Source organism: Cupriavidus sp. LA-1, assembly GCF_055385985.1.
Window position 1 is genome coordinate 2,647,648 of record NZ_AP031387.1, and the last position, 14,701, is coordinate 2,662,348.

16 protein-coding genes are annotated in these 14,701 nt (G+C 64.9%); 6 read left to right on the forward strand and 10 right to left on the reverse strand.

The genetic code is table 11. From position 1 onward, the window contains the following. The first annotated feature begins 555 nt into the window (after positions 1-555). On the forward strand, positions 556-771 hold the full coding sequence (locus tag ACZ5MJ_RS12360) for a DUF2188 domain-containing protein (RefSeq protein WP_464219645.1): 216 nt from the start codon (positions 556-558) through the stop codon (positions 769-771). A gap of 27 nt (positions 772-798) precedes the next feature. On the opposite strand, the gene ACZ5MJ_RS12365 is transcribed toward ACZ5MJ_RS12360, so the two are convergent. Both ACZ5MJ_RS12365 and ACZ5MJ_RS12370 read right to left on the reverse strand, forming a co-directional pair. Next, positions 799-1,113 (reverse strand): hypothetical protein, encoded by a 315-nt coding sequence (locus ACZ5MJ_RS12365; RefSeq protein ID WP_464219646.1) that lies wholly within the window; start codon positions 1,111-1,113, stop codon positions 799-801. 3 nt (positions 1,114-1,116) lie between these two features. Further along, the gene (locus ACZ5MJ_RS12370) at positions 1,117-1,866 is read right to left on the reverse strand and encodes a substrate-binding periplasmic protein (protein ID WP_464219648.1); all 750 of its coding nucleotides are present in this window, start codon (positions 1,864-1,866) and stop codon (positions 1,117-1,119) included. A 1,003-nt stretch (positions 1,867-2,869) separates the two neighbouring features. Here ACZ5MJ_RS12370 and ACZ5MJ_RS12375 point away from each other — a divergent pair. Continuing rightward, positions 2,870-3,046, forward strand: a complete 177-nt coding sequence (locus ACZ5MJ_RS12375) for a hypothetical protein (RefSeq protein ID WP_464219649.1) — start codon at positions 2,870-2,872, stop codon at positions 3,044-3,046. Positions 3,047-3,366: 320 nt separating this feature from the next. Here the strand turns inward: ACZ5MJ_RS12375 and ACZ5MJ_RS12380 are convergent, their stop codons facing one another. Continuing rightward, complete coding sequence (locus tag ACZ5MJ_RS12380; RefSeq protein WP_464219650.1) at positions 3,367-3,618, reverse strand: hypothetical protein; 252 nt, start codon at positions 3,616-3,618, stop codon at positions 3,367-3,369. Beyond that, positions 3,611-4,018, reverse strand: coding sequence for an Arm DNA-binding domain-containing protein (locus ACZ5MJ_RS12385; protein ID WP_464219651.1), 408 nt, complete (start codon positions 4,016-4,018; stop codon positions 3,611-3,613). Before ACZ5MJ_RS12385 ends, ACZ5MJ_RS12380 begins: the two co-directional genes overlap by 8 nt. 244 nt (positions 4,019-4,262) lie before the next feature. Here ACZ5MJ_RS12385 and mutS point away from each other — a divergent pair, with 244 nt between their 5' ends. Continuing rightward, positions 4,263-6,881 carry a DNA mismatch repair protein MutS gene (mutS, locus tag ACZ5MJ_RS12390; RefSeq protein WP_464219652.1) on the forward strand — a complete coding sequence of 873 codons (2,619 nt, stop codon included), beginning with the start codon at positions 4,263-4,265 and terminating at the stop codon, positions 6,879-6,881. Then, complete coding sequence (locus ACZ5MJ_RS12395; protein ID WP_464219653.1) at positions 6,878-7,918, forward strand: hypothetical protein; 1,041 nt, start codon at positions 6,878-6,880, stop codon at positions 7,916-7,918. Before mutS ends, ACZ5MJ_RS12395 begins: the two co-directional genes overlap by 4 nt. Positions 7,919-7,980: 62 nt before the next feature. Here the strand turns inward: ACZ5MJ_RS12395 and ACZ5MJ_RS12400 are convergent, their stop codons facing one another. Then, positions 7,981-8,508 (reverse strand): FKBP-type peptidyl-prolyl cis-trans isomerase, encoded by a 528-nt coding sequence (locus ACZ5MJ_RS12400; protein WP_115014968.1) that lies wholly within the window; start codon positions 8,506-8,508, stop codon positions 7,981-7,983. Between the two features lie 11 nt (positions 8,509-8,519). Here ACZ5MJ_RS12400 and ACZ5MJ_RS12405 point away from each other — a divergent pair, with 11 nt between their 5' ends. Both ACZ5MJ_RS12405 and ACZ5MJ_RS12410 read left to right on the forward strand, forming a co-directional pair. After that, the gene (locus ACZ5MJ_RS12405) at positions 8,520-9,725 is read left to right on the forward strand and encodes a JmjC domain-containing protein (protein ID WP_464219654.1); all 1,206 of its coding nucleotides are present in this window, start codon (positions 8,520-8,522) and stop codon (positions 9,723-9,725) included. A gap of 199 nt (positions 9,726-9,924) precedes the next feature. Beyond that, entirely contained in the window at positions 9,925-10,167 is a 243-nt protein-coding gene (locus ACZ5MJ_RS12410) for a hypothetical protein (RefSeq protein WP_464219655.1), read from the forward strand. A gap of 103 nt (positions 10,168-10,270) precedes the next feature. Here the strand turns inward: ACZ5MJ_RS12410 and ACZ5MJ_RS12415 are convergent, their stop codons facing one another. From ACZ5MJ_RS12415 to ACZ5MJ_RS12435, 5 genes are all read right to left on the reverse strand, one after another. Then, positions 10,271-11,059: an MBL fold metallo-hydrolase gene (locus ACZ5MJ_RS12415; protein WP_464219657.1), complete on the reverse strand. Its 789-nt coding sequence runs from the start codon at positions 11,057-11,059 to the stop codon at positions 10,271-10,273. 67 nt (positions 11,060-11,126) lie between these two features. Further along, positions 11,127-12,368 (reverse strand): outer membrane protein assembly factor BamC, encoded by a 1,242-nt coding sequence (gene bamC / locus ACZ5MJ_RS12420; protein WP_464219658.1) that lies wholly within the window; start codon positions 12,366-12,368, stop codon positions 11,127-11,129. 49 nt (positions 12,369-12,417) lie between these two features. Next, a complete protein-coding gene (dapA, locus tag ACZ5MJ_RS12425; protein WP_464219659.1) occupies positions 12,418-13,302 on the reverse strand; it encodes a 4-hydroxy-tetrahydrodipicolinate synthase in 885 nt (294 codons plus the stop codon). Positions 13,303-13,439: 137 nt separating this feature from the next. Next, entirely contained in the window at positions 13,440-14,012 is a 573-nt protein-coding gene (locus ACZ5MJ_RS12430) for a class I SAM-dependent methyltransferase (protein ID WP_464219660.1), read from the reverse strand. Positions 14,013-14,028: 16 nt separating this feature from the next. Next, positions 14,029-14,694 (reverse strand): site-2 protease family protein, encoded by a 666-nt coding sequence (locus tag ACZ5MJ_RS12435; RefSeq protein WP_464219662.1) that lies wholly within the window; start codon positions 14,692-14,694, stop codon positions 14,029-14,031. Positions 14,695-14,701 lie beyond the last annotated feature (7 nt).

Here is a 14,701-nt window from a genome sequence, read left to right on the forward strand (position 1 = left end):
CCCCGTGCTGTACCATATCGCCCATATTCGAAAACGCCCTCCTTCGCGCCCTGGCCAGCACAAACCTACGCCAGACGTAACGCCGCAAAGAGGTCTCGGCCTCACCAAAAGTAAGGTAAACACCCTTCGGGTCCGAGGAGAACCGGGCGCAGTGGTCCCAAGCTGGTTCGCGCGCCTCGTTCATTCGCACTGCATGGCAGTGGATTGCTCCGAGCCGATGAAACTATCGCAGCGGGCATGCAAACGGCTATCGAGCATGATGCCGTCCTGATGATCCACGGCATCGATGACAAGCCAGATAAGCTGTTCTTCAAGGAATGCGTGGCCAGCCTTCTCGCGTAACTCGACTGGCGGCGATAAGGCAGCGCCTACTGTGCCCCTCCTACCGGTTAGTTCGCCTGTCGGGAGCCGCCCGACCCATTCGCCCCCTCTAGCACCCGATCCGCGCCTGGCGTGGCCAGTACTCACTGTGCGATATCACACGGTCGCCGCTGGCGCTTTCAGACACGCCAGCGCCAGAATCAAATCATTAACGGGTAGCTGGAGGAAGCCACCATGCATGCGCACAATATCCACGTTATCCCAACCGGTCAGCACGGTTGGGTCGTCGAAGTTGAAGGGGAAGACGAAGCGAGCGCGGAATACCTGACGCAGGATCAGGCGGTCGCCGCTGGCACAGAAAAAGCGAAAGAGGATGGCGTTGCACTGTTCATCCACGGCCGGAGCGGCAAAATCCGCGAACGCTTCACCTTCAGCAAAGACACTCACTAACGCCGATGCCTTGCCAAGGGCTGTGCGTCAATACGCCGGCGGCCGCTTCGCGCCGACTTTGACTGGCTGCATGTCTGGGCGCTGCGACGACGCTGGTACGCCGGCGCCGACCTGATTGCGTTCTGCGCCTTCGTCCCCCTGGTCGATCGCGGCCGAGACATCCGCGTGCGGCCCATCGAGCAGCGCGAGGCCCTGCTGCAGCAACTGCTGGCCAGCACCACCACGAGCGGCCTCTGCGTGCTGCGGATTCAACCGGTCGATGCAACAGCTTGATGGAATCGTTCCGCCGAGCACCGATGCTAGCACTTCAGATCGTTTGTTGCCGGCGTAGACGCGGGACAATCGCTAATTGAGCCCCCACCTTGAGTAAATTACCCTTACTGTGCCATCAGCTTGTAGCTTCATTAACGATGCATTCAGTTTTGCAAGCAGGTCAGTGTCACCCTTTCGCACTGCAAAGGCCAATTTGTTCTCCTGGATTGGCTGGTACGAATCCACGATCTTGAGATCAGGATGAGCATTATTTCGCATCCGGAATGCTATCTGCAGCCCATTGTCGACAACGCCTGCCACGTGGTGGGCTTCTAGCTCGCTGATCGCTTCCGGCGGCGTGCTGACAAAAGTTAGGTTTGCTCCAGCCTCTTGCAACGCATTCACGTATGCGCTCCCTTTTGGTATTGCGATCGACATACCTTTGAAGTCGGCTACCGAACGATACACCTTCATATCATCAGCTCGCACAATCAGCATGTCCCTGTATGAACCATACACGTCAGTGAAATCCACGAGCTTCTGTCGCGCGGGAGTCACACCATAGGACGCCGCAATGATGTCAATCTTCTTGTCGAGCAGCGCGGGTTGAAGCTCCGCGAAAGTCATCGGCTGATATTCAATCTCTAAGCCTGCGTCCTTCGCAATCGCACTAAGCAGTTCCACCGAAATACCCTCTAGCTGCCCCGTTTTTGGATTCAGACCAGATGTAGGCTGCCCGGCAGTAGTGCTGCCGGCCTTCAGTACCTGTTGCGCACACGAAATATTCGGAGTTGCAAGGGCCAGCACAGCAAGCGACACCATCGCGGCAACAAATGCCCTCATGGAACTTCTCCTCCAATAAATCGAACGGCTGCGGACGGACATGAACCCATCACCCTACAATGCGCCCGTTTCTGACAGCACAAGAAAAAGCATAATCACGATGCTTCAGAAAGCAAGTGCCATACGGATGGTATGGCCCGCTTTTATTCAAAGCGGACATAAACTGATCGCCAACGAGAAGGTGCAACTTGCATCGCCGCCAATCCTACGGCCGCTTACTGGCGGAGCAGACGCCAAAATTTCCGAATGACGATGCAGCCGAACGACGCGTCATGGCCGATCTCGGTCCGATAGCCACCGCGAAACCACGACCGTCTCTGACCGACCCTTTAGCCATTCGACCGCGCAACGCCGAAGGGCCGAGTCAGCCGCGAAAGCGCCATCCGACCCAACGGTGGCGATGGCCGGATCCGCCCCTTTGCTTACGTTTATAGCGCTGGAGCTAACTGGCCGTCGTTCTTGCTTTTGGTTTGCTAGAGCAGCCTCAGAGACATGATCCATTGGCATAGCTGCTCTGTCGGCGACCACGGCAGCGACAGTGCGTGCCGCTTGGGGACCACGTTCAGCAAGAACGCGGATGATCTCGCGTGTGCCAATCTGTTCGAAGTAAGGTGTGGATCTGGACCGCCGGGACCACGGTGGGCACAACCGTCTCCTGAAAGCGGTTAAAGAGCTAGGAAGACGCTTCCAGCAAGCTTCGGCTGGCGCCTGATACTTAGCATCCCGTCCGCTAATCAGGGTGTCGGCTCGCACATTTGATGTATGGGGAGACACGCCTGGCGAATGTTGTGCCCCTGTGAACAGCCCGCCTCCAACCTGTTGGCCCACAGCAGACAGGTTGGCCGCGTCCGGACACTAAATGGCGGGTAGAATTTCGACAATGCTCTTATTGTTCCGCGAGTTAGGTACCGAGTCAGGTCGTTTGAGCCCTGCTGGCACACGATATGCGGCGGCTCTCTAGTGAGCCCGTCAATGCTCACAGCCACCCTCAAGGAGAACCGCAATGACTGCTCTCGTAATCAAGGATCTGTCCTGTGTTGAAGAATTGGATGGCAGCACCATGGCAGAGGTGCGCGGCGGGTGGTTCGCCTTTGTGGGGCTCTTCAAGCACAGCGACCCTCCCCCACCACCACAAACACTAGATTCGAACATGCCCTTATACGGCAACAATACTGCATGACCACGGAATGCATGGGTCGCATAGCGACCTTACCGCCCATCCGCATCCGGACGCGGTCGTTCTACAATGGCCGCTTCCCTTGACGCTGAATGGGTGCTGACGACTTACTCGTCGAGTGGCCGGTTCCCAACTAGTTACCTGTCGTTCTGGCGCGGAATTTTTCGATTTGCTGGATAGCCGAAGATGGCCGAATTCAGCCTGATGGCGTTCTCCCTCGGAAATCGTTGGTGAACCAAGAATCGGAGGAGTCCCAATAAACTCGGCCGGTATTGGACACTACGGGAGGGCCGCGAGGCTCTCAAGCTTGTCCGACAGCCTTCTCAACCATTTCCCTGAATTTTTTCCCCATTGCTTCGTAGCCGCCCACGCATGATCTGGCGCCACCAGTTCGGCACATCCTCGCTGAGTCGTCCGGCGTCAAGGCGATAGTCCCAGGCGGCCCCAAGCTCGGAACGCAGCTTGCCAGCCTGAACTGGAATGTGCGCAAACGAATTGAGCAGGTCGAATGCAACCGCATGAGTGACGTCCTCCGGGAGCATGCCGGCAATCGGCCCGAGCATCGTGTCAAACATCCGGCGGATCTCTTTTGCCCCCTTCAGCGCGCGATTGCGCTCCACGTGCCCCGCCAGGTAGTCCGCGCACAGCCGTCGCACCGTGTACGGACCGGCGTGCGGTAAACTCCCGTTTTCGACCGCGCGCGTTGGTGCGTGCTGTGCGTTTCTCTGCGGCCACGTCGCGCCCACTGTCCCGGGCAGCCCTGAGCTTTTCCCATTCGACAATGGCAGCCGCCGGCAACATCGCCGGCCAGGCCCCGATCTTCGTCTGCTTCATGCGGCCGTCGACCGGCGACTTGTAGCGGTAGATCCACGCGCGCCGGCTGGAGGTGCATTCGAGGCGCAGGCCCGGATGGTCTGCGATCGTCATGTGCTCGCCCGGTTTGAGCAGCTTGGCGGCTCGCGCGTCGAATTGCATAGCGTAGGATTTCAGCAGCGTAGGTTTTGCCGGAACGGCATGTGAGCATCCCAGCGTGGTTTTTTCGGGATGATGCGCTAGAAACCTACGCTAAAGACAGGAGTGTAGGCGAGTGACGATGAGTGTTGACGAGATGAACGAAAGTCCCCCGATTGGCATGGAGGCCATGCCAGCAAAGAGATTGCCCGGAAAAGGCACGGCAGATCAGGCTGTTGCGGGATCGACTGCAGAGCGTCACACGCCAATGATGCAGCAGTATCTCCGCATCAAGGCAGACCACCCCGACACCCTGCTGTTCTACCGCATGGGTGACTTCTACGAACTCTTCCACGACGACGCCGAGAAGGCCGCCCGCCTGCTCGACATCACGCTGACCGCGCGCGGCGCCTCCAACGGGGTGCCGATCCGCATGGCCGGCATTCCCTTCCATTCGGCGGACCAGTACCTGGCGCGCCTGGTGAAGCTGGGCGAGTCGGTGGCGATCTGCGAGCAGATTGGCGACCCCGCCACCAGCAAGGGGCCGGTGGAGCGCAAGGTGGTGCGCATCGTCACCCCGGGCACGCTGACCGATGCCGCGCTGCTGCCGGACAAGGCCGACACCTTCCTGATGGCGGTGCACCAGCAGACCACGCGCCGCGGCGTCAGCAAGACCGGGCTGGCGTGGCTGAACCTGGCCAGCGGCGAGTTGCGCCTGATGGAATGCGAAGCGGCCCAGCTGGGCCGCGAGCTGGAGCGCATCCGGCCGGCCGAACTGCTGTATGCGGACGGCATCGAGTTGCCCGCGCTCGCCTGCGCCCGCACCCGCCTGCCCGAATGGCATTTCGACCAGGACGCCGGCACGCGCCGGCTGCGCGAGCAGCTTGGCGTGGCCAGCCTGGACCCGTTCGGCTGCGCCGGGCTGGGTGCCGCGCTGGGCGCGGCCGGCGCGCTGCTGAACTACGCCGCCACCACGCAGGGCCAGTCGCTGCGCCATGTGCAGGGCGTGAAGGTCGAGCGTGAATCGGAATACGTGGGCCTGGATTCCGCCACGCGGCGCAACCTGGAGCTGACCGAGACCCTGCGCGGCGGCGAGTCGCCGACGCTGTTCTCGCTGCTGGACACCTGCTGCACGGCCATGGGCAGCCGTGCGCTGCGCCACTGGCTGCACCACCCGCTGCGCGACCCGGCCGTGCCGCAGGCGCGCCAGCAGGCCATTGGCGTGCTGATCGACCAGGGCACGGATGCCCTGCGCGGAGCGCTGCGCCGGCTGGCCGATGTCGAGCGCATCACCTCGCGGCTGGCGCTGCTCAATGCCCGCCCGCGCGACCTGTCCTCGCTGCGCGACACGCTGCGCGCGCTGCCGGACGTGCGGGCCTGCATCCTGGCCGACCAGGACAGCATCCTGCTGGCGCAGACGCTCGACGACCTGGCCGTGCCGCAGGACTGCCTTGACCTGCTGGTGCGCGCCGTGGCCGAAGAGCCGGCCACCGTGGTGCGCGACGGCGGCGTGATCGCGCGCGGCTACGATGCCGACCTCGATGAGCTGCGCGACATCTCCGAGAACTGCGGCCAGTTCCTGATCGACCTGGAAGCGCGCGAACGCGCCCGCACCGGCATTGCCAACCTGCGCGTCGAGTTCAACCGCGTGCACGGCTTCTATATCGAGGTCACCAACGGCCAGGCCGACAAGGTGCCCGACGACTACCGCCGCCGCCAGACCCTGAAGAACGCCGAGCGCTACATCACGCCCGAGCTGAAAGCCTTCGAGGACAAGGCGCTGTCGGCGCAGGACCGCGCGCTGGCACGCGAGAAGCAGCTCTACGACGGCCTGCTGCAGGCGCTGCTGCCACATATCGGCGAACTGCAGCGGGTCGCGGGCGCGCTCGCGCGCCTGGACGTGCTGACGGCGCTGGCCGAGCGCGCGCAGACGCTGGACTGGTCAGCGCCGGAGCGCGTGGCCGAGAACGTGGTCGACATCGTGCAGGGCCGCCATCCGGTGGTCGAGGGCCAGCTCGCGGCGGAGTCGGTGGCGTTCATTGCCAACGACTGCCAGCTCAATGAAGCGCGCAAGCTCTTGCTGATCACCGGCCCGAACATGGGCGGCAAATCGACCTTCATGCGCCAGACCGCGCTGATCGTGCTGCTGGCCTGCGTGGGCGCCTATGTGCCGGCGCGGCGCGCGGTGATCGGGCCGATCGACCGCATCTTCACCCGCATCGGCGCCGCCGACGACCTGGCCGGCGGGCGCTCCACCTTCATGGTGGAGATGACCGAGGCCGCCGGCATCCTGCACCACGCCACCCCGGCTTCGCTGGTGCTGATGGACGAGATCGGGCGCGGCACCTCGACCTTCGACGGGCTGGCGCTGGCGTGGGCGATCGCGCGCCACCTGCTGTCGCACAACCGCAGCCATACGCTGTTTGCCACGCATTATTTCGAGCTGACGCAGCTGCCGCAGGAATTCCCGCAGGCGGCCAATGTGCACCTGTCGGCGGTGGAGCATGGCGACGGCATCGTCTTCCTGCATGCGGTGCAGGACGGCCCCGCCAGCCAGAGCTATGGCCTGCAGGTGGCGCAACTGGCCGGCGTGCCGCAGCCGGTGATCCGCGCCGCGCGCAAGCACCTGGCCTGGCTGGAACAGCAGTCCACCGAAGCCACGCCCACGCCGCAGCTGGACCTGTTCGCGGCACCGCCGGCGCCGGAAGACGACGATGACGATTTCGGCGGTGCGCCGGCGGTGGTGTCCGCCGCGCTGGCACCCGAGCAGGCCGCGCTGCTCGAGGCGCTGGCCGACCTGGATCCCGACACCCTGACGCCGCGCGCCGCGCTGGAGGCGCTGTACCGGCTCAAGTCGCTGGCAGGCGAGGCGGTCGATACGGCATGAACGCCCCGCGCCGGGCCCTGTTCACCCTGCTGCTGCCGCTGCTGTGCATAGCCGGCACGGCAGCGGCCGCGCCCGCGGGCCGCGCGGGCAAGACACCAGCCAGGCCGCAGGTCACGCGCGTCGCGCTGATCGCCGACCTGCCGCAATGGCCGGCGGCGGAGGCCAATGCGGCGGCGCTGCTCGACTACTTTGCCGAGCGCAGGCTGGACCTGGTGATCCATGCCGGCGGCATCAAGGGCGATACGGAATCGTGCAGCGATACGGTGCTGAGCAGCCGCCAGCAGCTGCTGGACCAGTCGCCGCTGCCGCTGGTCTACGTGCCGGGTGAAACCGACTGGTCCGAGTGCCGGCTGCCGGTCAACGGCGGCTTTGACTCGGTCGAGCGGCTGAACCGGCTGCGCGAGCTGTTCTTCCCCGAGGATGCCACCCTGGGACAGCATCCGCGGCCGGTGCTGCGGCAGTCGGACCAGGCACTGTTCCGCAGCTTCCGCGAGAACATGCGCATGAGCGTGAGCGACGTGCTGATCGTCGGCCTGAACGTGCCGGGCGATAACAACCACTACCGCAATGAAGGCGGCCGCAACGGCGAATTCGAGGACCGGCGCGAGGCCAACCGGCAGTGGCTGGCGCGCGCGTTCTCGGTGGCCCGGCAGCGGGAACTGAACGGCATCGTGGTGGTGGTCCACGGCGACCCGCATTTTGGCAACGGCTGGGAGAAGAAGGGCCGCCCGACGCTGCTGGATGGCTTCCTGCGCCACCGCACCCGCGATGGCTACCTGGAGTTCAAGCGCCAGCTGCGCGAGCTGAGCGCGCGTTTCAGCGGCCAGGTGCTGCTGGTGCATGCAAGCGGGAGCGGGACCGAAAGCGGCTTCGGCATCGACAAGCCGCTGCGCGATGCCGCCGGCAAGGTCCTGCAGAACTTCACGCGCGTCTCGCTGCCGGCCGGCACGGTCTCGCAATGGGCCGAGCTGGTGATCACGCCCGCCGCGGCGTCACCGTTCGCGGTCGTGCTCAAGGACGGGCCGGCGCCGCACTGACCGGCGGCTGAAAGCAAAGAAGCCGGCAACTGCCGGCTTCTGGATGCGCTGGTTGCGCGCGCTCAGTGCAGCGTGCGCGGCGTATCGTCGTCCTCGTCCTCATCCACCACTTCAACGCCCGAGGCGCCGTGGGCGTGGCCGTGCTCGATTTCCTCGGCGGTAGCTTCGCGCACTTCGGAAACCTTCAGCCAGAAGCGCAGCGCCATGCCGGCCAGCGGATGGTTGCCGTCCAGCACGACCTTGTCCTCGGCCACGTCGGTCACGGTGTAGATGACGGAGTCTTCTTCGTCGCCGTCCTCGGGCATGCCTTCGAACTGCATGCCGACTTCCAGCGGCTCGGGGAAGCGGTTGCGCGGCTCGACCTTCACCATATCGGCGTCGTAATCGCCGAACGCGTCTTCCGGCTCAAGCTGCAGCTGGGTCTCAAAGCCCGTGTCATGGCCGTCGAGCGCTTCCTCGATCTTGGGGAACGTGCCATCATACCCGCCGTGCAAATAGACCATGGCTTCATCTGACTCCTCGATCAGATTGCCTTGCGCGTCCGATAGCTTGTACATCACGGACACTACCGTGTTCTTAGCGATTTTCAATTCTTGACTCCATGAACGATTCCGCATTATACGCGCAGGCCCTGCCCCCTGGCCCCGTCGATCCAGACACTCCGCTCGACCTGCTTGGTGGCATGACGCCTGCTGCATTCATGCGGGATGTCTGGCAGCGCAAGCCCCTGCTCATTCGACAGGCGGTGCCGGGAATCGTGCCGCCTGTGTCGCGCGATGCGCTTTTCGACCTTGCCGATCGCGACGACGTCGAATCGCGCCTGGTGACGCACTTCCGCAACCGCTGGAAGCTCGCGCATGGCCCATTTGCGCGCGAAAACCTGCCCGCCGTCAAGACCCGCCAGTGGACTTTGCTGGTGCAGGGCGTCAATCTGCACGACGCCGCCGCGGCGGAGCTGATGGGCCGCTTCCGCTTCGTGCCCGATGCGCGCCTCGATGACCTGATGATCAGCTACGCCTCCGACGGCGGCGGCGTAGGTCCGCACTTCGATTCCTACGACGTGTTCCTGCTGCAAGTCTCGGGCCGGCGCCGCTGGCGCATCTCGTCGCAGACCAGCCTGGACCTGATTCCCGACATGCCGCTGAAGATCCTTGCCGACTTCAGCGCCGAACAGGAATGGGTGCTGGAACCCGGCGACATGTTGTACCTGCCGCCGCAATATGCGCACGATGGGATCGCCGAGGGCGAATGCATGACCTGCTCGATCGGCTTCCGCGCGCCGGCTTATCGCGAACTGGCCGGGCACTTCCTGGCCTGGTTGTCGGAAACAGTCGAGGACAATGATGATCTCGGCGGCCGTTATGCCGACCCCGGCGAGCGCGCCGCCACGCGCCCCGCGCAATTGCCCGCCGGCATGGCCAAGGCGGTTGCCGAACGGCTCAAGGCACTGCAATGGAACAGCCAGATGGTGTCGGAATTCCTCGGCAGCCATCTGTCCGAACCCAAACCCGGCGTTGAATTCGCGGAGATAGCCGACATCCCGTTGCGCCGCTATGCGACACTGGCGGCCCGCCATGGCGTCGTCCTTGCGCCGGCATCGATCGCGCTTTACGACCGCGCCAATTTCTTCCTGAATGGAGAAGCCTACGAACCGCCGGCCGAACTGATGCCGTGGTTGAAGAAATTGGCCGATTATCGGCAACTTAGTGGCGAAGATGTTGCTGATTGCGCGGATCTGCCCGATCTGATGGAAACATTCCATCACTGGACGCTGGAAGGATGGTTGCAGTTGCGCCCGCCGCTGTAATAATGCGTAACATTGCGAATCAGCAAATTTCGGCGCTACACAAGCCGGGAAAACGCGGATATAATCGTCGGCTGGCTAGTACTGCGGACCACTGCATATGTCGGCACCCGGGAGGGCCTCTATTTTGCAGTTCAAGAGCGATAATTACCGGTAATTATTCATCGCCTGTTTTTCGTTATTACAAGTTAAAGGACGAACAATGAAGAAGTCTCTCCTGATCGCATCGCTGCTGGCCGCTGTTGCTCTCGCCGCTTGCGGCAAGAAGGAAGAAGCTGCCGCTCCGGCCGCTGAAACGGCTGCTCCGGCTGCTGCTGCTCCCGCCGCTGAAGCTTCGGCTCCCGCTGCTGAAGCCCCGGCTGCTGCCGCTGCTGAAGCCTCGGCCCCGGCTGCTGAAGCCTCGGCTCCGGCTGCTGACGCTTCGGCTCCGGCTGCCAAGCAGTAATCGGTTCCATACCGATAAAAAAACCGGCCTTCGGGCCGGTTTTTTTATTTGGGGCGCCGCTACCGCGTTGCGCCCCCGTTGCGTCCTTCGCGCACGCCAGCCCTCAGGCGCGCACCGCCTGCCAGTCCAGGCCCTCGTCCTGGTCCGCCACCAGCACCTCGGAAGGCAGCGCACCCAATGCCGCAGCCAGCGCCCCGGTGGCCAGTTCCCGCGTGTTGTTCTGCTTGCTGAGATGGGCCGCGACCACGCGGTTCAGGCCGGCATGGGCAACCTGCGCCAGGATGCTGGCCGCGACCTCGTTGGCCAGGTGGCCGAAGTCGCCGCCGATGCGCCGCTTCAGCGAGGCCGGATAGACCGAGTTGCGCAGCATTTCGCGGTCATGGTTGCATTCCAGCACCAGCGCATCCACGCCTGACAGGCGCGCCGTCACATAAGGCGTTTCCATACCCGCGTCGGTCAGCACGCCCAGCCGCGCCTGCCCGTCCGACAGCACGAACTGCACCGGCTCGCGCGCGTCGTGCGGCACGGTGTAGGGCAGCACCTGCAGGTCGCCGATGGCGAAGGCATGGTCGGCGCAGCAGACCCGCACGTCGGAGGCGTCGGCGCCGCGCAGGTGCGAGGTCGCCAGCCACGTGCCGTGGCTGGTGTAGACCGTCAGGCGATGGCGCGCGGCAAAGGCATAGGCCGAGCCGACATGGTCGCCGTGCTCGTGCGTGACCAGCACGGCGTCAAGCTGGTCCGGCGTGACACCCAGGCGCTCGAGGCGCCGGGCAGTCTCGCGGATGCCGAAGCCGCAGTCCAGCAGCACGCGCGTGGTGGTGGTGTCTTCACGGGATTCGATCAGCAGCGAGTTGCCCTCGCTGCCGCTGCCGAGGAAGGCGAAGCGCATCATGGCCGCGCCCTCCCCGCCAGGCACCGGCCAGGACGGCCGGCTGGCAAGCCAGCAGTCATGCGCCGGCTCAGTGCAGTTGCTCGTCGAGCAGCGACAGGATCCGCTTGCCGATTTCGCCCTTCTCCGGCTGGCCGGCTTCGTTGAGCACCGTCACCAGCGTGCCGCTGCCGGTGCCCTTGAGCGCCACGCGATACTTCTTGGCGGTCTTGGGATCGTCCGGCTTGGTGAACAGCTTGGAGAAAAAGCCGCGGCTGTCGGCGTTGGTACGCGGGTCGACATAGCGCACGTAGTACAGGCCCTGGGCGCGGTCGCGGTCTTCGACGGTGAAGTTCACGCGATCGAGCGACAGGCCGACCGAGCGCCAGGCGCGGTCGAACGGCTCGGGCAACTGCAGCGCCGGAGCACCGTTGACCTGGGACAGGTACGACTTGTTCGGCGCGGCGCCGTCGGCTGCCGCGGCAGTGCCGGCAGCAGTGGTCGCACCGGCGGCCGCACCAGCAGCCGTGGCGGCCGTGTTGCCAGCCGCCTCCGGGTTCTTGGCCATGCGGTCGGCCTGCTCCTTCTGCACGCCCAGGCGCTGGGCCAGGCGCGACAGGAATTCGGCTTCCAGCTCGGGATCCGCCGGACGCACGGTCCAGACCGTGCTCGACTTGTCGACGCCGGCCAGCTGCTCCTGCACGCCGCGGTGGCTGATGAAGACCTCGAGCGTGCCGTTCTGCGAGCGCTCGACGCGGGTGCGGAACTTGTCGCGCTCGGAGGTCGAGTACAGGCCGTCGAACACCTTGCCGATGGTATTGCGGATGAAGTCCTGCGGGATCTTGGCGCGGTTCTCGGCCCAGTCGGTTTCCATGATGCCGGTCTCGGGCGAGTCCTGCACCAGCAGGAAACCGCTTTCCTGCCAGAAGCCGCGCAACTGCTGCCACAGCTGGTCGCCGCGCATGCCGTTGCTGATCACCAGCCAGCGCTGGTTGCCGTCGCGCTCCATGCGGATGCCCTGCGCCGAGGGCAACACGTTCTCACTCGGGGATTGCTCGCGTACCTTGGTGGCCTGGCTGTAGGTCGACAGTGTCGAGGTGCCGTTCACATCGGGTACCGAATAGCGGCGGTCGCCTTCCAGCTTGGTCAGGTCGGGCGGCACGTCCAGCGTGGGCGTGCGTTTCGAGGCCGACGACTTGTAGTCGATCTTGTCAGGCTGCATCGCCTCGTTGATGCTGCTGCAGCCGGTGATCACACCGACGGCAAGCACGGGCACAACCAGGGCGGCGCGGCGGACTTGCGTCGCGCCGCGGCGGTTAAGCTTCAGTTTCATTGACACGCAATCCTAGTAGATGGGGCGGACAGCAGGGCGCCGTGGAAAATCAGGCCAGCAGGCCGGCGGCGGCCAGTGCCTTGCGGACATAGTCGTGGTTGCCCTCGGACAGCGGGGTCAACGGCAGGCGGATACCGCCTTCCATCCTGCCCATCTGCTGGAGCGCCCACTTGACCGGGATCGGATTGGCTTCGATGAACATGGCCTGGTTCAGCCCGATCAGCTCCATGTGCAGGCGGCGCGCCGTAACGACGTCGCCCTTCAGTGCCGCGGCGCACATTTCATGCATCTTGCGCGGCGCCACGTTCGCGGTGACCGAGATATTACCGTGGCCGCCCAGCAGGATCAGCGCAACGGCGGTGGGGTCATCGCCGCTGTAGATGGCAAAGCCTTCCGGCGCGCCCTTGATCAGCTGCGCGGCACGGTCGATATTGCCGGTGGCTTCCTTGACACCGACGATGCCCGGCACCTGCGCCAGGCGCAGGATGGTCTCGTTGTTCATGTCCGCGACCGTGCGGCCCGGCACGTTGTACAGCAGCACCGGCAGGTCCACCGCCTCGGCGATGGTGCGGAAATGCCGGTACATGCCTTCCTGGGTCGGCTTGTTGTAGTACGGCACGACCTGCAGCGAGGCATCGGCACCCACCTTCTTGGCGAAGGCGGTCAGCTCGATGGCTTCCTTGGTGGAATTGCCGCCGGTGCCGGCGATGATCGGGATGCGCTTGCCGGCCTGTTCCACGGCAACGCGGACCAGTTCGCAGTGCTCCTCGACGGTAACCGTCGGGGACTCGCCGGTGGTGCCCACGATCACGATGGCGTCGGTGCCCTCGGCCACGTGCCAGTCGACCAGTGCGCGCAGGGCCGGGAAGTCCAGGCTGCCGTCCTCATGCATCGGGGTGACGATGGCGACGATGCTGCCGGTAATCTGTGTCATAACGTTAAGGAATTCGGGATGCGAATAACGGGATTGTACCGGAACCGCGGGCCGCTTCGACCGCTACCCGGACAGGGGTTGATACCAACTGTTTCAACGCGTGCGGCGCGATTCCCGCCGACAGCGCGGCGCCCCGCTCAGGGATCGAGCCGGTAGCGTGGCGGCGCGGGCGCATCGGCGGCGGCGGCCACCTCGCGTACCGCACAAATGCGCTGCACGAAGGCTGTTTTCGGCACTTCTGCCAGGCCATCCTCATACGCGACCACACGCAGGCCAAACTCGCGTGCCACCTCGAGCAACTCGCCCGGGCGCAGCAGGAAATCCGGGCGCGATGGCTTGCCCACGGTCTCATTGCCGGCCGCGAAGGTCTCATAAATCCAGAATCCGCCTGGCGCCAGCGCCGCCGCCAGGTGCGGCCATAGCGGCCGGTGCAGGTAATTGGTGACGACGATGGCGTCGAACGGCGCCTCGCCGGCCAGCGGCCAGGCGCCCTGCTCCAGGTCGGCCACCCGCCCGGCCACGCCGGCCGGCAGGCCGGCGATGGCGTCGGCATCGCGGTCGACCGCCAGCACCGTGTGGCCGCGCGCGGCCAGCCAGGCGGCGTGGCGGCCGCCGCCGCAGGCCAGATCCAGCACCCGCGCGCCGGGGCGCAGCAGGCGGGCCCAGCGGGTGACCCAGGCGGACGGGGCTGAAATTCCGGCATGCATCATGGCGTTCCCCGGCCCCTCAATGCAGCAGGATCACGATCGGGCGCAGCAGCAGCTCGATCAGCGCCATCAGCACATTGACCACCGGCGTCATCCAGATCGTCGTGATCACGCCCGCGGCCACCAGCGCCAGCACCACGAAGATGCCGTACGGCTCGATGCGCGACACCGCGCGGGCAATGCCCTGCGGCAGCAGCGCGGTCAGCACGCGGCCGCCGTCCAGCGGCGGTACCGGGAACAGGTTGAAGGCGGCCACCACCAGGTTGACGCGCACGCCCGCCAGCGCCATTTCGCCGAAAAACGGCTCGCGCACGCCGCCCCAGGTCAGGCCGATGGCCAGCAGCACCCAGACGAAGGCCTGCACCACGTTGCTGGCCGGGCCGGCCAGTGCCACCCACATGCCGTGCCAGCGCGGGTTGCGCAGGCGCTCGAACACCACCGGCACCGGCTTGGCATAGCCGAACACGAACTGGCCGCTGGTCATGATGTAGAGCAGCAGCGGCACCGCGATGGTGCCGATCGGGTCGATATGGCGGATCGGGTTCAGGCTGACGCGCCCGAGCGCATAGGCCGTGTTGTCGCCGAACACCTTGGCCACGTAGCCGTGCGCGGCTTCGTGCAGCGTGATGGCAAACAGCACCGGCAGGGCATAGACCGCGAAGGTCTGGATAAGGGAGGAATCCATGGTCCTT